The 24482-nt window shown below is 30.1% G+C and carries 19 protein-coding genes; 2 read left to right on the top strand and 17 right to left on the bottom strand.

Annotated elements, in window-relative coordinates; all coding sequences use genetic code 11:
- Positions 1 to 22: 22 nt before the first annotated feature.
- The 3 genes from RCG18_RS09970 to RCG18_RS09960 form a co-directional block, all read right to left on the bottom strand.
- On the bottom strand, positions 23 to 853 hold the full coding sequence (locus tag RCG18_RS09970) for an MBL fold metallo-hydrolase (RefSeq protein WP_308041145.1): 831 nt from the start codon (positions 851 to 853) through the stop codon (positions 23 to 25).
- A gap of 202 nt (positions 854 to 1055) precedes the next feature.
- Entirely contained in the window at positions 1056 to 2327 is a 1272-nt protein-coding gene (locus RCG18_RS09965) for a M14 family metallopeptidase (protein ID WP_308041144.1), read from the bottom strand.
- Between the two features lie 118 nt (positions 2328 to 2445).
- Positions 2446 to 2949, bottom strand: coding sequence for a gamma carbonic anhydrase family protein (locus tag RCG18_RS09960; RefSeq protein WP_308041143.1), 504 nt, complete (start codon positions 2947 to 2949; stop codon positions 2446 to 2448).
- Positions 2950 to 3522: 573 nt separating this feature from the next.
- Here RCG18_RS09960 and RCG18_RS09955 point away from each other — a divergent pair.
- Positions 3523 to 6564, top strand: a complete 3042-nt coding sequence (locus RCG18_RS09955; RefSeq protein WP_308041142.1) for a vitamin B12-dependent ribonucleotide reductase — start codon at positions 3523 to 3525, stop codon at positions 6562 to 6564.
- A 287-nt stretch (positions 6565 to 6851) separates the two neighbouring features.
- Positions 6852 to 8678, top strand: coding sequence for a YcaO-like family protein (locus RCG18_RS09950; protein ID WP_308041141.1), 1827 nt, complete (start codon positions 6852 to 6854; stop codon positions 8676 to 8678).
- 111 nt (positions 8679 to 8789) lie between these two features.
- On the opposite strand, the gene RCG18_RS09945 is transcribed toward RCG18_RS09950, so the two are convergent.
- The 14 genes from RCG18_RS09945 to RCG18_RS09880 all read right to left on the bottom strand — a co-directional run bounded on the left by RCG18_RS09945 (position 8790) and on the right by RCG18_RS09880 (position 24472).
- Complete coding sequence (locus tag RCG18_RS09945; protein ID WP_308041140.1) at positions 8790 to 9149, bottom strand: hypothetical protein; 360 nt, start codon at positions 9147 to 9149, stop codon at positions 8790 to 8792.
- Between the two features lie 478 nt (positions 9150 to 9627).
- Positions 9628 to 11118: an Hsp70 family protein gene (locus tag RCG18_RS09940; RefSeq protein WP_308041139.1), complete on the bottom strand. Its 1491-nt coding sequence runs from the start codon at positions 11116 to 11118 to the stop codon at positions 9628 to 9630.
- 52 nt (positions 11119 to 11170) lie between these two features.
- Positions 11171 to 12211, bottom strand: a complete 1041-nt coding sequence (locus tag RCG18_RS09935) for a hypothetical protein (RefSeq protein WP_308041138.1) — start codon at positions 12209 to 12211, stop codon at positions 11171 to 11173.
- A 15-nt stretch (positions 12212 to 12226) separates the two neighbouring features.
- Positions 12227 to 13819: an Hsp70 family protein gene (locus tag RCG18_RS09930; RefSeq protein WP_308041137.1), complete on the bottom strand. Its 1593-nt coding sequence runs from the start codon at positions 13817 to 13819 to the stop codon at positions 12227 to 12229.
- Positions 13820 to 13821: 2 nt separating this feature from the next.
- Positions 13822 to 15366, bottom strand: coding sequence for an Hsp70 family protein (locus RCG18_RS09925; RefSeq protein WP_308041136.1), 1545 nt, complete (start codon positions 15364 to 15366; stop codon positions 13822 to 13824).
- A gap of 67 nt (positions 15367 to 15433) precedes the next feature.
- Complete coding sequence (locus RCG18_RS09920; RefSeq protein ID WP_308041135.1) at positions 15434 to 16765, bottom strand: VWA domain-containing protein; 1332 nt, start codon at positions 16763 to 16765, stop codon at positions 15434 to 15436.
- Positions 16766 to 17032: 267 nt separating this feature from the next.
- Positions 17033 to 17524, bottom strand: coding sequence for a Tellurium resistance (locus tag RCG18_RS09915; RefSeq protein WP_308041134.1), 492 nt, complete (start codon positions 17522 to 17524; stop codon positions 17033 to 17035).
- Positions 17482 to 17634 (bottom strand): TerD family protein, encoded by a 153-nt coding sequence (locus RCG18_RS09910; RefSeq protein WP_308041133.1) that lies wholly within the window; start codon positions 17632 to 17634, stop codon positions 17482 to 17484. Before RCG18_RS09910 ends, RCG18_RS09915 begins: the two co-directional genes overlap by 43 nt.
- 78 nt (positions 17635 to 17712) lie before the next feature.
- A complete protein-coding gene (locus RCG18_RS09905; RefSeq protein ID WP_308041132.1) occupies positions 17713 to 20463 on the bottom strand; it encodes a calcium-translocating P-type ATPase, PMCA-type in 2751 nt (916 codons plus the stop codon).
- 167 nt (positions 20464 to 20630) lie between these two features.
- Positions 20631 to 21209, bottom strand: a complete 579-nt coding sequence (locus RCG18_RS09900) for a TerD family protein (protein ID WP_308041131.1) — start codon at positions 21207 to 21209, stop codon at positions 20631 to 20633.
- Positions 21210 to 21240: 31 nt separating this feature from the next.
- The gene (locus tag RCG18_RS09895; protein WP_308041130.1) at positions 21241 to 21837 is read right to left on the bottom strand and encodes a TerD family protein; all 597 of its coding nucleotides are present in this window, start codon (positions 21835 to 21837) and stop codon (positions 21241 to 21243) included.
- Positions 21838 to 21883: 46 nt separating this feature from the next.
- Positions 21884 to 22462 (bottom strand): TerD family protein, encoded by a 579-nt coding sequence (locus tag RCG18_RS09890; protein WP_308041129.1) that lies wholly within the window; start codon positions 22460 to 22462, stop codon positions 21884 to 21886.
- A 124-nt stretch (positions 22463 to 22586) separates the two neighbouring features.
- Complete coding sequence (locus RCG18_RS09885; RefSeq protein WP_308041128.1) at positions 22587 to 23369, bottom strand: HAD-IIB family hydrolase; 783 nt, start codon at positions 23367 to 23369, stop codon at positions 22587 to 22589.
- A 2-nt stretch (positions 23370 to 23371) separates the two neighbouring features.
- Positions 23372 to 24472 carry a cysteine protease StiP family protein gene (locus RCG18_RS09880; protein ID WP_308041126.1) on the bottom strand — a complete coding sequence of 367 codons (1101 nt, stop codon included), beginning with the start codon at positions 24470 to 24472 and terminating at the stop codon, positions 23372 to 23374.
- Positions 24473 to 24482 lie beyond the last annotated feature (10 nt).

Raw genomic sequence — 24482 nt, 5'->3', positions numbered from 1 at the left:
TGCTGTATATATCAGCATACTTCTAATTTTTATTTATCCTAATACTGATTCCATTTTTATCGCACCTTATAAAATCATTTTTAATTACTATATTTCCATGTAAGTCACTTCTTAATACTAGCGCTCCCTTGTTATGTATTCTTTCTATTATCTTATCATCTGGTGTTCCTATACCATCGGAGGTCACAATAGCAACCTTAGGTTTTACAACGTTCATGAAGTTTTCTGTACTACTAGTATCTAGTGAGTGATGTGGTACCTTTAGAATATCACATTTTTCAATAACACCTTTTTTTAACATATCTTCTTCCTCATTTTTTTCACAATCAGCAGCAAATAAATACTTTATTCCATCTATTTCTCCCTTTATTACTATTGAATTATTATTTTCTATGATGTCATCTTCTTTCAAAGGAGCTACTGCTTCTAGTTCTACCTTCCCTTTTTTTAGTTTCCAACCCTGACCTATATTTTTTACTTTTACTCCACTTTGTGCTAAGTCTTTATATAAATCAACTTTTACTTCATTATAATGATTAGGTATTAGCACATTTTTTACTTTTTTACTTTGAACTAATCTTAAAAGTCCACCATAATGATCATCATGATAGTGAGTAAGTATAATCATATCTACTTTATCTATAGAGTTCGATTCTAGGTATTTTAAAATTCTATTAAAATAGTATGCTGCTCCTGTATCTATTATATAATTTTTGTTCCACGCTTTAATTAAAATACAATCACTCTGCCCTACATCTAAAAAGTGAACCTCATATTTATCCTGCTTAGCATACACAGTGCCGCTAATCAGGACTATAATCGTTAGAATAAATATAACTATTCTTTTTTTCATCTAATCACCCTCGTGGAGAATATTTTATTATATAGTTTTTTATGTTTATAAAAATTTATCCCAAAACTTTATAAAATAAAAACGCCCTACATAGCCAAGCTTTAGCTATATAAGGTGTTTTCTTGCAAAATATTTCAACCATTCTTTAAACATACTATAATTCTTTTTTATTATTTTTCAATTATATAATTTTTTCATATATTTAAACTACTGATGCTAATATTAGTAACTCTTCATTATCTCTATATATCTTATCAAACTGAGTTAATGGCAGAGGATTTTTTCCTTTGCCTACTTCTATAGTAAACCCAGGCCTTCTATATTCTTGAATAAACCAATCCTTATACCCTGCGTAAGAAGTTATTCCAGTGGTGCTCTCTAAGGAATAACCACTTACTTGTGAAAATAGTGTTCCTATTTTTCTAGATTCAGGAGGAGTCATTCCATCATATTGCCAATAGATAACCTCTCCTTGAGAATGATAAGCTAAAACTAATCTAAAATTATGTGCTCTTGTAAAGTTAGCAACAGCCTTAGTTTCTGGCTCTGATTCTGGATAAGGTCCTGAGTATCTTGTTGGACCAGGCCCATATACACCATAGGCTGCCTCTGCTTCTTTTGATAACTCCCATGATGCATTATAATTATGATTTAAATCTACACCTCTTATATTAGCTTCCCAATTTTTCGAAAAATCAGTGCTTCCATTGTTCCATTTTATCAAATCATTATAATATGGGTTATTTCTACTAAGACCGTTAATTACTAAATCAACTCCATCTGGATTTACCATAGGCATTATAAATATAGTGCTTCTACTCCATATTTCACTTATATCATAGCCTTTTATAGTTTTAGCTTCTGTATAAGCTTTCGCCATATTTTCTATGAATTTCATTAGAAGCGGTGCAGTAATCCACTCTAATGCATGATGAGCCCCGTTATAAAAGACCTGATTAGGCCCCTCACCAAGTCTAACATAGTATAGCTCTCTTCCAAGTACACTATTTCCTGCAGAACCTAATTCTATAAATGGATACCTAGCCTTTAATCCCTGTAGATCACGCTTTAATATATCGTAAGTATAATTAACATTAGTATCAACAACATCAATTCCATAGGGTACTATAATCTTTGCTCCAGGTTTTAAATTATAAGGGTCAATTCCTGGATTAGCCACTATTATTTTATAGGGCTGTGTATAATATTTTGATGCAATACTATAAAGTGTATCACCACTTTTTATAGTGTAAGTATCATAACCAACTATAAACTTTTCCAGTGCATTATAAGTAGCTGGTCCTATGATTCCATCTGAAGTCAAGCCATTATCCCTTTGAAAGGCTCTTACAGCTTCTTCTGTCATTCTTCCGTATACACCATCTACCGGACCAGGATTATACCCTATTTTCTTTAGGACTGCCTGTATTTTCATTACCTCAGTTCCTCTAGAACCTAATTTTAATATCTCCATACTTATTCACCTAATATTGATTACTAATATTATTTTATAATTATACTTTTAATTAGGTGAACAAAAAATTAAAATACCAAGGAATAAATATTTTATCCCCCTTGGTATTTTCAGAATCCTATTTATATGCTTCAGCTTCTTCTAAATAATGCTCTGCTGCTCCTCTAACATATTCCTTTTCTTCTTCTGTAAGCTCTCTAACAACCTTTGCTGGTGACCCCATGCATAAAACTCCAGAAGGTATTTTTTTATTAGGAGGTACAAGGCTTCCTGCACCAATCATTGTTCCTTCTCCTATTTCCACACCATCTAGTATAATTGATCCCATACCAATTAATGAATAGCTTCCAATTTTACATCCATGTAAAACTACGTTATGTCCAACAGTTACGTAGTCTCCCACTTCAGTAGGTGTACCACTAATATTAGCGTGAACAGTGCAATTGTCTTGGATATTTGAGCCTTTCCCAATATGAATAGTATTACTATCACCCCTAATTACTGCTCCAAACCATACGCTTGCCTTTTCATCTAAAGTTACTTTTCCAATGACTTCAGCAGTATCAGCCACAAAACAACTTTCGTGTACTTTAGGAGTATACTCCTTAAAATTTCTAATCATATACTCATCTCCTAATCTATAAAATTCAGATAAAGTAAAATCTTGTCTGAAATACTTATTCTATTATATAAATTATACCTAATTTTTCAAATTAGTTAAATGATTAAACAAAATATCCATGGGTAAAATTATATTTAATATATTCTACAAATTAATAAATACTTGCGATTAATAACTATTAACCGTGAAATTTGCTCGATTATGTAAAATTGTTATTGTTGAATTTAATATCCATGTAGTCTATAATAATATCATCACTACATATAGTGGTTATTTTTTTATAATAACACTACATATAGTAACTTTACATATATATACCTGTATATTAAGTTTTTACTATATGCAATCTATCTATGAAGTGGAAACTTGAATCAGATGGGGTCTCAAACCTCACCTGATTCTTAGTTGAACGAATCCAGGGACGTAGCCGCCCTTTACTCCATCTTTAAGAAAAGCAGAGAGCCAAAGTCTATGATTTTGTGTGAATCACTTTCACAGAGTGCGAGGGAGTATTAGAGCGGGTAGTCATCGGATAAACTAGTTATATTAACATTTACAAGGAGGTAGCTTTTGTTGAGTTACATAAAGGATTTACTAAAAAGATATTACACAAAGGATTTGTCAAAGGATAACAGTAAAACAGTTTTTGATTTATTTAAATGGAAAAAAGTTGACGTATTTTTAAAAGATCATAAAACTGGCAAAGTATTAGTTGATATGAAAGACTTAGAGTTTCCTGAGCATTATTCTCAAACAGCCTGCGATATTATAGCTTCAAAGTACTTTAGAAAAGCAGGAATACCTAATGAAATTGGCTATGAAAACAGCATGAGAGCTGTAGCACATAGAATGGTTAACTTCTGGTGTGAAGCACTAAAAGATGAAGGTATCATAAAAACGGATGAAGAGGCTTCTATCTTTTATGATGAATGTGTCTATGGTCTATTAAATCAGATGTATGCACCTAATTCTCCTCAGTGGTTTAACACAGGTCTGGCTCAGTCTTACGGAATAAAGGGCAATAAACAGTCGAATTATTACTTTGATGAAAAAGAAGGCAAAGTCGTTGAAAGTCCAGACAACTATTCAAGAACACAGGCATCTGCTTGCTTTATATTGTCCATTGAAGATAAACTTTTAGGACATCATTCAATTTCTGAACAATATGTTACAGAAACTAAGCTTTTTAAGGGTGGCTCAGGAACAGGCACAAACTTTTCATGTATAAGGGCAAAAGGTGAAAAGCTATCAGGTGGCGGAGTATCCTCAGGGCTTATGAGCTTTTTAAAGGGTTTAGATAGAAACGCTGGGGCTATAAAATCTGGCGGAACTACTAGAAGAGCTGCAAAAATGGTATGCCTTGATATAGACCATCCAGAAATCATGGATTTCATTACATGGAAAGCAAAAGAAGAGAATAAAGTTAGAGCTCTTGGAAAGATGGATTATGACATAGATATTGATGGCGAAGCATATGAAACAGTTTCAGGTCAAAACAGCAATAATTCTATAAGACTTTCTGATTTCTTTATGAAAAAAGTTGATAGTCTGGATAAAGAACCTGATGCAACTATCGAACTTAAGGGCAGAGTGGATTCAAAATTTAATAAAGTGACAAAGGTTTCAGAGCTATGGGAATCATTTAATTTTTCCGCTTGGCAATGTGCAGATCCTGCACCTCAGTTCAGCGATACCTTTAACGCTTGGCATACATGTCCTGCCGGAGAGGACGGAATTCTAAATGCTCCTTATAACAAAATTAATTCTACAAATCCTTGTGGAGAATATGCATTTTTAGATGACTCCTCCTGTAATTTAGCTTCAATAAATATATATAAATTTTATAATATAAATACAGGTAAATTTGATATAGACGGATATTTACATATAATAGGACTTACACAACTAATACTTGAAGCTTCAATACAATGGGGCCAATATCCTACAGAAGATATAGCAAGAAAAACATACATGTTCAGACCAACAGGCTTGGGTATATCTAACATTGCATCGCTTTTTATGGTGATGGGATACCCTTATGATTCCAAAGAAGCTAGAGCCTTAACTTCATCCTTAATTGGTACTTTAACAGGATATTCTTATTATGTATCCTCAATTATGGCAAAGGAAGTAGGTCCTTTTGAAAAATTTGAAATCAATAAGCCTTATATGATGAGAGTTATTAGGAATCACTCTAGAGCTGCTGGAGTAAATTCTAAGTTTTTAGTTAATCAAGGTATAAACATAGATTTTTCAGATGAATTTGAAGGATTAAACTATGATCCACTAAAAGTAAATCATGAAATTTTAGAAAAAGAAGGTCTAAAATATATTAGCTACAGCCTTAAAAATGCTTGGGTTAAAGCACTAGACTTTGGGTCAAAATTCGGCTATAGAAATGCACAGGTTTCAGTTATAGCACCTACTGGTACTATATCTTTTGCTATGGATTGCAGTGCTACATCAATAGAACCATTCTTTAGCCATATCGTTTATAAAAAGCTTTCTGGCGGAGGATTCTTGACAATAATAAACCCAGTTATAACCGCTGCATTAAAAAAGCTTGGTTATACTAAGGATCAAATTAGCGATATTTTAGATTACGTAGTACAAAAAGAAACTGTAACAGAGAATGGATTTACTTATGAAAAAATATTAGATGGTAAAATTGAAGGAGCACCTCATCTAAAAGATGAACACCTAGCTATATTTGATACATCTAATCGCTGCGGAAGTGGTGAAAGATATATAGCTCCAACGGGCCATGTACTTATGGTATCCTGTATAACCCCGCTTATATCCGGGGCAATATCAAAAACTGTTAATTTACCTAAAACAGCAACAGTAGATGATTTTAAAAATGTTATTTTATCCTCCTGGAAGTTAGGAGTTAAAGGAATTACGTTATACAGAGATTCCTCAAAGGCATCACAGCCATTAAATACGAGTTTAACTGATGTCTCCGATTCAAAGCTTGAAAACTTAACTTATAATCAGCTTCTCGCGCGTGCTAAAGAACTTCAAAAAGGGGTTAGATATTCAAGACGTGATAAACCTGTAGGCATACGTCGTGGCACTACGCATCCAGCTCAAATAGATGATGTTAAAGTATATACTACAGTTAATAGACGTGAAAATGGTGAAATCTCTGAAATATATATAACTACAGATAGAGAAGGAACTATAATTACAGGATTATTAAACTCATTATCTAAATCAATCTCTGTAATGCTTCAATATCATGTACCTCCTCAAGATATAGCAAGAATGCTTAGAGCTCAAAAGTATGAACCATATGGTTTTGTACAAAAGCATCCTTACATAAAATATGTTACTTCTATATCTGATTTAATTAGTAAGGTAATTGATATTGAACTTGGGGATTTCTCAAGATGTCAGGTTAAGCCTGAAAATTATGGTGAAGATAGTTTATCTACTAATTTTGAAACAGCTGTAGCTTCATCTGAAACATGTGAAAATAACTTTAAAACAAAAAAAGTAGATGGAGAAAGACTTTATGGTTTTAGCTGTCCAACTTGCGCAAGCACTAGAATGGTACGAAACGGCACCTGCATGGTTTGTCTTGACTGTGGTTCAACTACAGGCTGCAGCTAAAAGCTAATCTTAATCCCCAAAAACAGATAATAAACTTAAAAACCCCCTATGGTAGAATTAAACTTAATCTATCAAAGGGGGTTTTTCCTATGTCCAGCTAATCAAGAAATGATTTGCAACGTTAAGCCTTAAATTGAATATAAATAGTTATACTTAATAACGCTAAGACATGTCATATAAAATTATATTTATTTCATAAGTAGTATATTTAATAAATATAATTTAATTGTGTTTTATAATTTCACTAATTGTCTAAAAAACATAAATATTTGATATGAGGTGATAAAATGAATTCATTAGATACGACAAAATGTAAAGACGAATTGCCTATAAATACAATAACTAAAATTAAAAATATCCTTTACAAGATAGGAATTTACCCCACAGAAGTAAATTGGAAGAATTCAGCAAAAAACTTTTACTCAGTTAGTGTAGTAATTAAAGATACCAATTTATCTACTAACGGTAAAGGCACTACACCTTTATATGCATTGGCAAGTGCTTATGGAGAGCTGATGGAAAGATTACAAAATCAGTCTTTTTTTAAGCTTTCTATTGATTTAAGTCCACAGGTACTGCAATATAGAAGATTTTACTATGCCCCTGATGAAAAGCACATGAGCATTAATGATGTTCTAAATAGTAACGATGATTGGATACAAATACAAATGTCTAGAGTAAGACCTAACATCGATAGGGTTGAACTGTTAAGAAAATGGATGGCTATTGCTTATGAAGATACTCACTGTGATTTTGTAGCTTTGCCATATCTTAATCTAACAAATAATAACTTGTCTTATATACCTATCAAAATGATTTCAAAAATGTATATGTCTAATGGAATGTGCGCTGGAAATACTATAGAAGAGGCATTAGTGCAAGGATTATCAGAAGTATTTGAAAGAGTTGTAAACAGAGCGATTGTCCTTAATAAAATCATACCTCCAACTATTCCTCATAATTATATAACAAAATTCCCTAGAATAGAAGCTATGATTAGAGAAATAGAATCTAGTGGAAATTACAAGGTAATCGTTAAAGATTGTTCATTAGGTAAAAACTATCCTGTAGTTGGTGTAATTTTTATTAATCAAAGTGATCAAACATATTTCATTAAATTTGGATCACATCCAATATTTGAATTGGCACTTGAAAGAACATTAACTGAACTTCTACAAGGGCAAGATATTAGAAATATGAAGGGCGTAAAGGAATTTTCTTATAAAAATCCAATTGATAATGAAGTTAATAACTTAATAGGAATTCTTGTAAATGGCTCAGGCTTCTACCCTACTGAACTTTTTGGAGAAAAGTTCAGCTATGAATTTAAGGAATTTAAAGATATTAAAGGCTGGAGCAATAGATCAATGCTTACCTATTTAATAAACTTATTAAAAAATGAAGGACATGATATTTTTGTAAGAGATGCATCTTACTTAGGGTTTCCAAGTTATCATATAGTTATTCCAGGCTTCAGTGAAATTGAAAAAATTGATGATATAGATTCCTTAGAAGAGTATGCTGATTTTGTTAGAATAAAGAAGACTATAAGAAATTTAGAGCATGTATCAAATGTAGAAATAGAAGAACTCCTCCAGCTTATGAAGAAACGCAATATCAGTGGCGCAGCTTCTATACCACAATTTTTAAATATACAAACAAAAAATACATTTCCTTGGTACTATGTAACTATTGATCTATTTATTACTGCTGCCTATTATAAAACAGGTGATTTTGCAAATGCTTATAAATCTTTTGATAAGTTTTTGAAAAATATTCAAATTAATCCTCTTAATAAAGATTTATATAAATTCTATAAATGTGTTAGAGATTATATTGGAACTCGTGCAGATAACTTAAGTGAAGAAGAATGTATAAATATTTTAGGTGCCTTTTATCCATTAAATATGATTAAACAGATAATGTCTTATTTTAAAAATGAAGAAAATATGTTTACTATATTTGGACAGCTAAAATGCTGGAATTGTAATAAATGTGATGTTAAAGCTAGTTGCTCTTATGATAAAGTAGAAAATGTATATAAAATTTTAAAATATAATTATTCTTTAACTAAAATAAATCAATATCATATGAAAAATTTATTAGATTTATAATTTTTAAAATTGAAAATAAAAAATTAGAGCTAACTACTAAGTTTAGAACAACAGTATTTAGCTCTATAACATTTGTTAATATTTGTTTGAATATTATCTTCTTAAATTTTATTAATCTGACATTGGTCTCATAGGAGTCATAGGAGTCATAGCATACATTCCAGACATTCCAGACATTGCATTCATAGCATTCATTGCGTTCATGCCATTCATTGCGTTCATTGCGTTCATGGCATTCATCGCGTTCATTGCGTTCATGGCATTCATCGCGTTCATAGCATTCATCGCACTCATTGGCTGCATAGCATACATTCCATGCATAGGTTGCATTGCATGCATAGGATGCATTCCGTGCATAGGGCACATTGCATGCATAGGTTGCATTCCGTGCATAGGACACATTGCATGCATAGGTTGCATTGCACTCATAGGAGCCATTTCAGTTGGTTGAGACATTGAATATTTTTCCATTCATACACCTCATAAAAAATTTTTAACTACATTAATATTATATGGAGAAATCTCTTTTTGGTGACTCATTTTTAAAATAAGTTAGTTGATAAAAATATGCATATATGCAAGTATATATGCATTTTTATGTATATTATATATTTTCAGTACACATCAAAGTTGTATCTAATAAAAAACTCCCAGTATACTTAGTACACTGAAAGTTGTATTTTTTACATTTATTAGGCTACGCAAAAACGACGTTTATAAAGAAATGCAGTATACAACATAATTGTACTTCTACTCTATAAGTAGAAATACAATTATGAGGTTTACTAAAAAGAGATCGTTTATTCATTAATATTCAAATAAAAATAACTCTTGTTGTAGATAACAATTTTAAAATCTGTTTCTATCAAATCACTTTCTTGAAAAAAACTTTTTCTGGAATTTTACACTCTCTTACTTTCCTCTTGAACTATCATTATAAACATTAATATTAGAATAATTTTAACACTTCTGTTTTATTTATTCTACTAAGCTCTTCTTGAATTGTAACTTTGACTTCTTGGGAACTGCCAACTTCAAATGTTATCATAATTTCTAGCTGGTACTTAGGAAATGGCTTTAATCCTGATACTCTAACAGTTCCAACATGCGCATTATCCCTTGCATTAACTTCAGTTCCTTGATAAACTTCTACGTCAATTTCTGTTTGATTATCTTTATCAGTTGTAAATGTCAAAGTTTCTTTAGCTGGTGTTTTCTGATTTTGTTCAATTAATACAATAAATTTTCCGTCTCCATCTTCAACACCTAATGAATGAGCTACAACTGTGTCTATCTTAATATTTTTATTAAAATCTAATTGCTTAGCTAAATAAGCTGCATATATAGCTGCACCTTGTGCAACACAAAGACTTGGATCTATATCTGAATAAGTTTTTCCTTCCCCACATTCTTCTTTTATTATATCATTCATAATAGAAATTTTGCTTGAGCCACCAACCTTTATTACCTTATTAATATCACTAGCTTTAACTCCCGCATTGACCATAGTATCTTTTGTTATCTTTCTTATTTTTTTCAAGTAATCTTTAATTGACTTTTCAAAATCTTCTCTTGTATATTCTGTATCTATATGAACCCCTGGGATAACATCAGGAACAGCTATGTATACACTATCTGTAGCACTTAGCATTTCTTTACTCTTTATTACCGTATCTAATAATTTTCGTTTTCCTACTTTTCTAAGCTTTTCTAATTTTACACTTTCAAAATCAATTCCTTCTTTTTCAATTATATAATCCATAAATGCCTTGTCAAAATCTAATCCGCCTAATCTATCATCTCCGCCAATTCCAATCACATTAAATAAAAGGTCAGTTTTTGTTTCCTTTATATTAATAATTGTTAAATCGAAAGTTCCTCCACCTAAATCAAAAACTAAGATATTCTCATTCCTAACCTTGTCCGCTTCAGAATGATGAAGACCATATGCTAAAGCTGCTGCTATTGGCTCTTGTATAATTCCTGTTAGATTTAGTCCTGCCATTTTAGCAGCTTCTTCTGTATTTTGAAATTGATGTGCCTTAAAATAATATGGTACAGTTACTACGATTCCTGATGCATTATATACTCCGCTTGGAAACATATCCTGTATACTATCATAAATATTCTTCAATATCATTGATGATATTTCTACTGGAGAATGTTCCTTTGGGCCTAACTTTATCCTAATACTATTATCATCCATTAATCTCTTAACACCAACAATTACATTGTCTGGATTTAAAATTCCACTCATAAAAGCAGCATTCCCATATATATATTTATCATTTTTTTCATCATAATAAACTACTGATCTTAAACATCTTTCACCTTTGGGACTATAAACATCGGCATCTTTGCCTGTCCATCTTGCAACTGAACTATAAGTTGTACCTAAATCGATACCTATTACTGGTGAATTTTGAGCATCATATTTCATTTTATCCCCACCTGTTTTCATATTTACTCTCTAAGAATATACTATTAAATTTTTAGTTCTTTGAATATGATTTATATGCTACAATTTGAGCCTGACGTATAATATGATTATGACCTATCTCATAAATATCTTTTGAATATTCGTAACCATCTCTAACTACGCTTTCAATTGTTTCATCTAAATTACCATCTTCCGTTTCTTGAATATCTAACACTTCAGTATAAGAAAAATTTATTTTTGTTTTAATCGCAATTTCTATTTTATTTACATTTATACTAGTTAATAATTCATCAAAGCATTTTTTCAGTTCCATATATGTTGGTAATATTACATTTTCTATAATTTCATTAGTTGAACTTTTAACAAAACTAATTCCAGACTCAATTCCATCTATGATGGATAACAAATTACCTTCTATAAAATTAAAGTATTTGTTTATTAAATTTAATTTTTCTGATTCTACCCGTGATATATTACTGTAGTTTTGATTTAAAATCATCCTTATTTCTTCTTCATTTTTATTATCCAATTCGTTGACAATCTTTATATTACTAAAATCCAGTTCTCCCTCGTCTAATAATTTGCTTAAACTATTGTTTATAGAATTCTTGCTCATTTTATTAATCATATTAATCCCTTTTGTTCTATTTTCAATGAGCCTTTTTTCTTCATCACTTAATATCTCTAATTTTTTTGATATTTCTTGATTAAACTTCTCAACTATAAAATTTATATTATCAAAAGTTTTCATTGACTTTAATAACATTTCTTTTCCTTTTAGAAACCAATCCTTATACTCTAATAGGTTTCTTTCATAAATCAAATTATCTTTTTGAATTTGATATTTATCTATTATATTATCTTCACTTTTTGATATTTCACAATTTAAATCCTCTTGTTCTACTTTATCTTTATACAAATCTTCTTTATCATTTATTAATATTTCATCATTTTCTTCAAATTGTTCCTTAATGTCATTTTCTAAATTGGCATCACTATCCCAATTAACATTATTCTCTAAATCATTACTATTTTCTATATTGTTCTCGTTTGATTTATTTTTATTAATATCATTCTCTTTATTATCACTCACTAAATTCACCTCACTTTAAAGTCTTTTTACATCTAATGTAACATTATTCTCACTTCCGTTACTAATACACGTTGCTATTACATTAACTATGTTTTCTTCATTAACTTCAAATTTTACAATTATTTTTTCTTCGCCTTTTGGTTTAGATGGAATATTAGTTAATTTAAACTCTCCTATACAAACAGCCTTATCATCACCATCCATATTCTTTTCATTAATAAATTCTACATCCTCATCACATTGATAAATTAGCAGATTTAATTCTGTTTGATTATCAGATTGAGTTGAATATTCCTTTTCCTCACTTATTACTTTTCCTTTAGGTATTTCTGTGCTTTTTTCTATCAGTTTTGAAAATCTCATCCCAGAAATCATAATACCTAAATTATGAGTTACTATTTGAGATATATTTATATCTCCTTCTGGTTTAACTTCATCATTTTTCACACAATCTGATGGAACTGATAAAGTAGCTCCAAATATAGCAGCCCCTTCTGATACTATGGTTCTTGGATTAAAGTTACTGTAAGGTTCAATACCAAAAATATCTTTTACCTTTTCTTTAATTCTAGGAACTAGAGTTGACCCTCCAACTAAAATAATCTTATCAATATCTTCAACTGTTAACTTAGAATTTTCTAAAGCACGACTTACAGCTTCTTCTGTTTTATTAATTAATTGATCTATTGCAGTGTTAAATTCTTCTTTTGTAATCTCTACATCAACACTTAATAATTCACCCTTTTCATCTTGAATAATATTAGGGATTAATACGTTAGTAGTATCATTTTCACTTAGTTCTATTTTAGCCTTTTCAGCCGCTTCTTTTAGCTTTTGAGTAGCTTGTTTTATTTTCTTTTTGCTTATACCTTGATCTTTCGTCGTATCTAAAATATCAATATTATTTTCTTTTAAAAATTTATCATTAATTATTCCCATTAGCTTTTGGTCAAAATCATCTCCTCCAAGTTGATTTATTCCCTCTTTAGCTAAAATATCATAATTTGCATTTCCACTTTCATTTGTATTAGCATCTAATATACAAACATCAAAAGTTCCTCCGCCTAAATCATAGACTAGTATTTTTTGACTTCTAGTTATATTAAATCCATACATGATAGCTGCTGCAACTGGTTCTTCTAACAAGTAAAGTACATTCAAATTTGCCATTTCAGCTGCCTTTAAGGTTGCTTGCTTTGCATTATCAGTAAAATTCGCAGGTATACAAATTACCGCATTAGTAATCTCACCTAACGTTTCAAAATTTTCCTGTTCCTTAGCAGCTTGAACTATTTTACGTAATATTTCTGCAGATATTTCTTCTGGCGTATACTCTATATCATTTATCTTAACTTTATATCCATCTTCACCCATATGCCTTTTAATGGAAGCAACTGTATTGGCAGGATCTATCATCATTCTTCCCTTTGCTTCCACGCCTACTAGCTTAGTATCCTTATCTAAAAACGAAACTACTGATGGTATATAATCATTGCCTTCTATCTTAATTAGTCTACTCTTACCCTTTGTGAAAATTGATGCTATGCTTGTTGATGTGCCTAAATCTATCCCTATAACATATGAACTTTTTGATAATACCTCACTCATTTTTATCTCCCCTTATCCTGAGTATCAATAACAACTTCTTTTGCATAAAGTCTCCCCATATCTAAATAGAACTTTAATTTTTTTATATTGTTGGTTTCTACAAGCTCCATAAATTCTTGACGCATAGGAATTTGAACACTTCTAAATCTAATTATCATATTTTCATCAATTTCAAATAAAGCTAATATTGGTATGGGCTCCTTTACTGGATTGATTATATCAAGAGACAATTCTCCTAGATATTCATTATTGTTAGGGATTGGATTATCTCCTCTATATACATTTATTAAAACGCTTGTTTGATATGATCTTGATGTAGCTCCAATAATACCATCTGATGCTGGGAGAAGAGTTCCTTTTCTAACTATTGGCTTAAATATCAAATTGTTATGGCTATCTAGCATATCAACGCCATATGTAAAAACTGTTCTTTCTTTTACAACAATTTTTTTAGATAAATCTACCTCAACTTTTCTCTTATAATCAGGGGTAGCAAGTGAAGTTGCCATAAGTGCTGCTCCTCTTGCAACTACTTCATCTACATTAGGTGCCATATAAGGTTCTTTTATTCTTCTTTTAACACTTTCCCTAACTATTGGCATCTTAGTTGAACCACCCACTAAAATTACCCTATCAATATCATCTTCAGTATAATTTATACTCTTCATAGCATTATTCATCTTATCTATAGTTCTGTCTATCAAAGGCTTTGATGATTCATTGAATTCACTTCTTGTTATTGTTCTCTCTAAACAATAGTCATCAATTAAATTAGGTATTATTATTTCTACTTCCTCCATATCTGATAAATCTATTTTCGCTTTTTCAGCTGCTTCTTTTATTTTGGTTGTAGCTGCTATATATTTTCTTTCTTTTTCTAAAGTAATAACAAGGTTCAAATCCCTATTTATTTGTTTAAGCAATAAATTACAAATTATTTTATCAAAATCATCTCCACCAAGTCTAGCATCACCGTCAACAGCCAATATTTCAAAATCATTTCCTTTTACTTTCATTATTGATATATCGAAGGTTCCTCCACCTAAATCATATACCATTAATGTTTGATTTTTATTTTGATCAATACCATAATCTAACGCCGCTGCTGTTGGTTCTGGCATTAATCTTAAAACCTTTAGCCCCGCCCTTTCTGCTGCAGATTTAGTAATTTTTCTTTGTTCTGAAGTAAAATAAGCAGGAACTGTTACTACTGCCTCTTCTATTTCTTCTCCTAAGGCTTCACTTGCCTTCATTTTAATTGTTTTTAATATATTAAACGCTATATCTTCAGGTGTAAAAATATTTCCACCTAAATTATAGTGTACGTCTTTTCCAATTTCTCTCTTAGTTGAGGCCATCGAATTTTTTGGATCAATTAAAAGCCTAGACTTTGCTTGATGTCCTACAATTATTTCGTCATCTCTAACTGAAACTACTGATGGTATTGTATTCTTTCCATCAATAGGAACAATTTGAACCTTTCCCCTTCTTAAACATGCAACGGCCGAATTTGTAGTTCCCAAATCAATTCCTACTATAGCTGCCATATTATATATCCCTCTTTTCACTTCATTAAATTAAATTTACAAATAAAGTATACTTGAATAGCAATTTTTAAATTATCCCTTTCGAAGAAGCTTCTTTTAACCACATTGGAAACTCATTCAATAGTTTTTCATATAATGCTTCATCTGATAAAGAATTAATATTATCAATAGAAAAGAAATTAGCATTATCTACAACTCTTCCACTTAAATTATCTAATTTTTCAAGTACTCCATAATTGCTTCCCCCAAGGCCAACAAACTGCCAAAAAATAGGATACCTAGAGCTTTCTATCATCAATTTTTTAATTGGCCCTTGCTTATAAATACCACCATCACTTATAAAAATAATATAAGTTGGTAAATTACTATCATTATACATATCAATTATTTCTTGAATAATACATGGTTCATTGTTTGTACCACCTATATTCCATTTCTTCCATCCACCGGCCTCTTTAACTAAATAATCATTTATATTATCTAATGATATTGGTGTTAAATGTTTTGGTCTTTCTGCAAATGCCCACGTATCTAATTCTGAATCATCATCAAACATCAGTGCTATAGGTAATAGTTTATCCATAGCTCTCTGAACATCTCCATTACGATATTGATGATTCATGGACCCAGACTTGTCCAAAACCACAACCACTCTAGCAGTAATATTTTCTAATTTTTTCTTTTCCAATGTTATAGTAACTTTCTTAGTTAAATCAATTAAATGAGGTGCCTTTTGTAATACTAAGTTTTGAATCCTATCTTTCTTTTTTAAATAAATCTTTTCACCTAAATTTTCTTCTTTATTTGTTCCAATTATCTCTGTAGATTTGCTGATTTTTGTTGATTGCTCTGAATCAATTGTTTCTTTTGACTCCGATTCATCACTTTCTTTTCCACCATAGTTTCTTAATATGTCTCCTAAATCGCCATTAAATCCACTCGCAACTATACTTACTCTCCAAATTCCATCTTTTTCATAAATCTCAGAAAGAATAATGGACTTTTCATTAGCATAATCTATACCTTTAATTTTAAATTCTCCTACCTCTTTTGTTCCATCTATAAATTTTAAACTTCCATTTTGCACATCTTTCATAGTACACTCACCATCTATAGTTAAGCATAAAACAATTTTCTTTATTGTATGTGGAAGTGATTTAAAATCTATATCAAATATATTTCTATCTTGAACCTTTTTTATTGATTTTTCTGGCGAATTTAGTTGATTATAAAAAATAAAATATCTATCATCTGATAGCTTGTCTTCTTTATCTACCCCAAAGCAACACATATCTATATCTATATTACTTTTAATAAAATTAATATCTGATTTTAAAGTTAATTTGAAGTTTGGCACTAATTGTTCTAACTTTATTTTTTGTCCCTTTATAAACTCCATATTCCCTTGTCCTCACTTCTTAAAAAATCTTTTTCTTCTCTTAAACCTTCAATTTTTTAATAATATTCTACTAAACATAAATACAAACCTCTTTTATCAGGCATGATTAGGGACTGTCACACTAGGAAATTTACATACAATATATTGGTTTAAAAATCAATTGTAAACACAATATATTGTGAGAATTATTCTTAATATGACAGCCCCTATAATCCTCTATTACATATGTTATATTTACATTTTTTCTAAATCCTAAACCATATATATCTACTTTCTACCTGCAACCCAGTTTAATCCCCAACTATAAGCTTCATCCATCGATTGATGCCCATCAAAAAATCTTACTAATTTTTCTACAGAAAAATTGCTATCATTTATGTTTTCAATCATTGCTAATGCACACATCCCATAGTTATTATTGTAATCATCCATATTAATTAAAACTTCTTCTTGTTCCGGTACATTAATACGAATCTTTCCATCTGCTTCTCTCCAATTTGTAGCACCTTCATATATAAATGTATAAACTAGTATTCTCTCTATTTCTTTAATTTTATCTCCGTTTATAAACAAATTTTCTCCACTAAGATTTGTTCCTGTTCTGTCATCACCATCTAAGTACACATAAGGTGCATTATTATAACTGCCAAAAGAATCTCCTAAGGCTTGCACAGCTCCAATTCTCCCATCTTTTAGTTCAAAAAGACATCCTAAATCTAAATCAATAGATTTAGATTTAGCACCAAATAATGATGACAATACTCCTTTTTTGAACCTGTATTCCAATTTAAATTTACATTAATTTTTCCTAGATTCTTATTTCCCTTTGATAAGTTTATTTTTGAACCTTTTTCTAATACTATTGACATACAATACTCCTCCTCATAAAAAATATCCTAGGAAAACCTGAGAGGTTTCCCTAATGTATTTTTTAAATAATTTTTTATTTATTTTCTTATTGCTCGTAAAGCAAATTTTACAACTTCATTTACTACTATTATCATAAAGGCTAATCCTATCATCTTGAACCACATTGATGCTGATAGTGCTACTGAATTAAAGAAGCCAGTAAATACTTGAGTAAATATTACTTGAGCTACTGCTGTAGCTGTTATTATTTTTAATGCTATTGTATTTTTAATGAAGTTAGAGATTATACTATCTGTTCCAAATTCCCTGCAGTTAAATGCATTGAATAATGCACTAAATGCAAACAATCCAAATAAAACAGTTCCCATCTCACTAACATTTCCATTTTTATCTACTGAAGCACCTAAAATATTAAATTTCATTTGTATAAGTAGAATCGCTGTCACATATAAAGCATTTAAAACTATTGAAGTAATCATAGATTTTGTGATTATACTTGAATTTCTATTTACAGGTTTTTTATTAAACACATTATTTCTAATAGGCTCTAATCCTAAAGCTAATGCTGGTGGCCCATCCATTATTATATTAACCCACAATAACTGAATTGTAGTAAATGGCATATCCATATTTAAAACCTGTGATATAATTGCTATTAAAAATGCAATTATATTCACTGTTATTTGGAATTGTATAAATCTTTGAAAGTTTTGATATACTCCTCTTCCCCACTTTATACCATTAATAATTGTAGCAAAATTGTCATCTGTTAAAATAATGTCAGCAGCATTTTTAGAAACCTCTGAACCTGAGATTCCCATTGCTATTCCAACATCTGCTTTTGTTAAAGCTGGTGCATCATTTATTCCATCTCCTGTTACTCCAACCACTTCTCCGTTATCTTGAAGAGCTCCTACAATTCTCATCTTTGTTTCTGGTTTACTTCTAGCCACTATTGCTATGTTTTTAATTTCATTTTTTAATTCTTCATCACTTAATGTATCAATATATGTTGCTTCTACAGCTTTTTTACCGTCCTTAAGCAACCCTAGCTCTTCTCCTATTGCAATTGCTGTGTTTATATTATCACCAGTTAACATCTTAGTTTCGACACCAGCATTTTCAGCTGTTATAATAGCTTCAATTACATCTGATCTTAACGGATCTCTTATAGCAACAAAGCCGCTAAACATCAATTCATTATTGTCATTTGATAATTCTGGTGTTAGAACACTTAATTCACTTGTAACAGCAACCTCTGCTTCTGCCTCTTCTAAAATTCTAAATCCAAAGCCTAATATTCTCATAGATTTGCTCTGTAATCTTTGCATTTCCTGTTTTATTTCTTTTTTTCTCTCTTCTGTTAATTTAATAATTTTTCCATCTACAATTTCATTAACTGAACTTGATAATACTATTTCTGGAGCACCCTTTATAAGCATCACATTACTGCCTTTAATTTTCATAATTGTTGCCATAAACTTGTTTTTAGAATTAAAAGGAATCTGATGGATAATATCGCTTTCTGTTCTTTCTTTTTTGTAATCATAGTCCTTCAAATATGAAAGTAATGCACACTCTGTTGAATTACCTAAATAATTCCAAATACCATCTTCCAAGCTAATATGAGCTGTTGAATTTATAAGACAGTTTTTTATAAAGTAATCATCAATAGACTCTTTATCTGTCAAAAATTTTCCATTCAAATAAAGACTCTCTACATTCATTCTGTTTTGTGTTAGAGTTCCAGTTTTATCTGAACAAATTACACTAACAGAACCTATAGTTTCACAAGCCTCTTTTTTAGTTACTAAAGCATTAATTTTAGCCATTTTTTGCATTGTAATTGCAAGTGTCATATTGATCATAGTTGGTAATCCCTCAGGTACAGCTGCAACTATTAAAGCAATGCATACAACAAAGGCTGTCTTTACAGGATCTATTGAATCTAAGAATGGTAATATCCCTGATGTATCTACCTTTAGTGTATTGGATAGAATCATTTTTACTGTCATAAATATAAATAGTAATGCAGCTATGGCACTAGATACTTTTGCAATTGCTCCTCCTAAATTGCCCAGCTTTATTTGAAGAGGAGTTTCTTCTTCCTCCATTTGAAGTGTTTCAGCTATTTTGCCCATTTCAGTAGTATCACCAATACCAGTTACAACCATAATAGCTTTACCATAAGCAATTAAAGTTCCTCCAAATCCCATATTAATTTGTTTGGCTGGAATTGGATCCTGAACTTTCTTAATACCATTTACTTCTATCTCCTCCATGTTAACTATACAATTAGCATTCTTCTCTACATCTTCTGACTCTCCAGTTAACATGTCTTCTCTAACCCTTAGGTCTATTGTTTCAATGAATCTTCCATCTGCTGGTATCATATCTCCTGTTTCAAGGTAAACTATGTCACCTGGTACTAATTCGCTTTTATTAACTTCTGTTACATTACCATTTCTAAGCACCTTTACAGCTATATTTTCCGTAATTTCAGCCAAAGCTTCAGCAGCTTTTTTAGATTTCCCTTCAGTAATAATTCCAATTGCTATTCCTATTGCCACTGCACATACAATACCAATGGCATCATAATATTCTCCAATAACTCCGCTAATTAACGCTGCTACTAAAAGAATAAGCATCATTGGTTCTAATATAGCATCTTTAATATCATCAAATACGCTATCTTCATCTTTATGAGTAAATTCATTTTTACCATATTTTTCAGAACGTTCTTTTATACTCAACTCTTCTAGTCCTGTTTCTTTATTAACATTTAATTCATCTAATAAAGATTGGACACTTTCATTAAAATATTTCATTTGTTTTACCTCATATTACAAATTTAAGATATTATCATATAATACTTTGGTTAAGATTAGTTAAATGCTTAAGAGTATCGAAAAAAATAACAAGTCAGCATTTAAATCTATTTTGACTTGTTATTTTCCTTTATAGCCTAAAATATATAACTTTTATTAGCACTTTATTAAACATTTAAACCAAAGTTTTTACATAAAGCTTCTAATCCGCCTTGGAAACCACTACCTATTGCATTAAACTTCCACTCTGAACCGTGTCTATAAATTTCAGCTGTAACTATTGCAGTTTCTATTGAAAAATCTTCCCCTAAATCGTATTTCACAAGTTCTTCCTTAGTTTCTGAATTAGCTACTCTGACAAATGCATTAGAAACTTGTCCAAAATTTTGCTTTCTCTCTTCTGCTTGGTGAATTGTTACGGTAAAATTAATTTTGCTTATGTTTTCTGGTACTAATGATAAATCGATTAGTATTTGTTCATCATCTCCATCTCCAGCACCTGTTAGATTATCTCCTAAATGTTCTATAGCTCCTGAACTATGTTTTAAATTATTATAGAATATCATATCTCCATCATTATGAACTTTTCCATCTTCTCCACAACAAAAAACAGTTGCATCTAAATCAAAATCAGTTCCTCCATCATATTTATTAATATCCCATCCAAGACCTACTAATAGTTTTTTTAGTGAAGCATTACCTTTTGTTAAATCTACTTTTTGTCCTTTTGATAGTACAATTCCCATAAAATTACCTCCTAAAAAATATAAAATTATTTTATAAATATTTACTTGCCATGTCACTTAAGCTTGGATCCTGTGTACCTTCTCCTAATGCAGCAAATTTCCATTCACCGCTATGTCTGTAAACTGATCCAACTACTAAAGCTGTTTTATCAGTATAATCTTCTGTTAGATTAAACATTGCAATATTTTGATTATTACTACTATCAGCTATTCTTATAAATGCGTTTTTAACCATTCCAAAATGTTGCTTTCTTTTTATGCAATTATATATATTAGTTACAAACATTAACTTATTTACATCCTGTGGAATCTTAGACAAATCAATTAATATTTGTTCATCATCTCCATCTCCACCACCTGTTAAGTTATCACCCATATGAGCAACTCCTCCACATCTACTTCTTAAATTTCCGAAATATATAATGTCACCTTTATCTACTAGCTTATCATTTCTCAACATGATTACTGATGCATCAATATCCATATCCGCTTGTGAAGAGCCAAAGCCCAAAAATCCTTTTTTCTCTTGCTTTATAGGGTCCCATCCGAGGCCCACTAATAGCTTTTTTAAACCGCTATTATTTTTAGTTAAATCTATTTTTTGACCTTTTACTAAATTTATAGCCATCATATGCCTCCTGCTTTATATACTTATTTCATATAATTATAGAATTCTAAACATTTAAACCAAAATTTCTGCATAATGCTGCTAATCCACCTTGGAATCCACTACCTATTGCATTAAATTTCCACTCACCATTATGTCTGTAAATTTCAGCAACAACTATAGCAGTTTCTACTGAAAAATCTTCCCCTAAATCATATCTTATAAGTTCCTGATCATTATCTGAATTAACTACTCTAACAAAGGCATTAGAAACTTGTCCAAAATTTTGCTTTCTTTCTTCTGCTTCATGAATTGTAACAGTAAAATTAATTTTACTTATATTTTGGGGTATTAATGATAAATCAATTGATATTTGTTCATCATCACCATCTCCATCGCCTGTTAAATTATCTCCTAAATGTTCTATAGCTCCTGAACTATGCTTTAAATTATTATAGAATACAAAATCTAAATCATTATGAACCTTTCCATCATCTCCACAACAGAAAGCAGCTGCATCCAAGTCAAAATCATTATTTCCATCATATTTATTGGTATCCCAACCCAGTCCTATTAGCATTTTTTTTAATGATGCATTTCCTTTTGTTAAATCAATTTTTTGACCTTTTTTAAGTACAATTCCCATATTTATTCCTCCTCATAGCTTTTTTAATATTATTTTAAACATCCTTTTACCAGTATTTATATGTATATATTTATTTTAACATATATTTCAAAAATATCTATATTAAATGTAATTTCGATATATTTTAATATTTTTCCACCAATATCTCCTTTAATATCTCTTCAGTGCCAGAAAAACCACTTTTTAGACTAATAAATCTATTCCAATTAAATTCATAATTCTCTATATAAGATCCTTTAGGTATATATGCTTTATGTGCAAGTTTGAGCATATTTAAATCCATTATAGAATCTCCTATTACTCCAAATCTTTTTTCATTTAAATGACTTGATACAAATTCAACTGCAGACTCTTTACTAACTACCTTTGGCAAAAAATATATTTTGTGACCATTTACATACAAATTCCATTTGAATATTAACAAAAATTTTCTAAATCTTTCAATATTGCTTTCATCAAAACTCTCTTTATTCATCACTATATAAAAGAATACATCATCAACATCTCTTATCTTACTTATGCCGTTTATGTAATTATATTCCTTCTTAAAACTCTCCATAACACATTTTAAACTTCCACAAGTTTTCAATTTTACATTAAGTATTTGGTTCCATTGTTTTACTACTTGTCCTTTATAAAAAATATTCGCACCATTTGACACAATACTCCATTCAAAATCTATGCCTTGCTTTTTGAAGTTAATTCTTTTAAACTGTTCAACACTTCGAGTAGTTGTTGGAATGAATTTTTTATATTTTAAAATCTCCTTTAAATATTCTATAGATTTAGGCGACATATATGAAATTTCTTCTCCATTTAAAGTTTCAATACAAATTTCGTTTTTTTCTTTTCCTATAAACTTATTAGAATATATTAATGTTCTATCTAAATCACTAAAATAAATCATATTTATATGTCCTTAATATTTTTTATTATTCCGCAGCATCTATATGCTTTTAAAGGATATTCTTCAATTGGTATATTTTTTTCATTGGCTAGTACAAAAATATGATTTAATTCTGTATCGTTCAAATCCTTAACTAATATTTTATAAGGTATTCTTCTAAGTAAAACTCTTGTTGTTTCTCCTATTCCAGGTTTAACATAATTGACGTCTTTAATCTTTAATTCTTTTATTATATTTTCAACATCTTTATATCCTAATTTAGTTATCTCATCTTTAGTCCAAGCTTCCATATACTTATCTATTCCTTCATAAACATTTTCAAATTTTTGAGAGATTTTATCTAAATAATCATTCGATTCGTCAAACATCTTTAATTCTTTATAATACTTTGCTCCATGAAAGTCATTTTCTTGAATTAAATCACTTCTGAGTACAGTTCTACTTACTAGACCAGATACTGTAGAGTTTAAACAAGCACTTGGAATCAAAAAGTCCTCTCTTACACCAAAAGCATTAGAATATCCAGCTGGATCTGCTAAAACAGCTAGGTTTCTATCTAGCTTTATATTATATTTTTCAAAGAAAGTATCACATGCAGTTTTTAAAACATCACAAATTGTTCCTTTTCCTGTCCATCCATCTATAAATTGTATTTTCATACCTTTGTGATTTTTGAGTATATATTTTATAGCATTTTCATCTATTCCTTTATCTCTAATTATAGAAATAGTATAATGCGGTAAGCTTAAATTGTATCTTTTCTTGATGTATCTTTTTGTCAATATTCCTATAGGTGTTCCTGCTCTAGCTAAAGAAACTATAACTACATTTTTGCCCTTTTGCTCCAAAATCTTCTCAGCCATTACCCCAACACAATATGCTAATTTTTCTTTATACAAATCTAATTTTTCTCTATATAAATTTAAATATCTATCACTTACCTGATACTCAATTGGTAACATTTCTGAATAATGCTTACCACTTTGTATAGCCTTTTCTCGTTCCTCATTATTTTGTTCTAAAGAAGTATCTGTGATATCCTTTAGTAAAAATATTACATCGTCTTTAGAATATGTACTAAATTCCCTATTATTTAATCCCATATAATGACGA

Origin of the sequence: Clostridium sp. OS1-26 (assembly GCF_030915445.1) — a bacterium.
Classification (GTDB): domain Bacteria; phylum Bacillota; class Clostridia; order Clostridiales; family Clostridiaceae; genus Clostridium_AM.
Note: the sequence above shows the minus strand (reverse complement) of the source record. Positions and strands in the feature narration are given on the sequence as shown.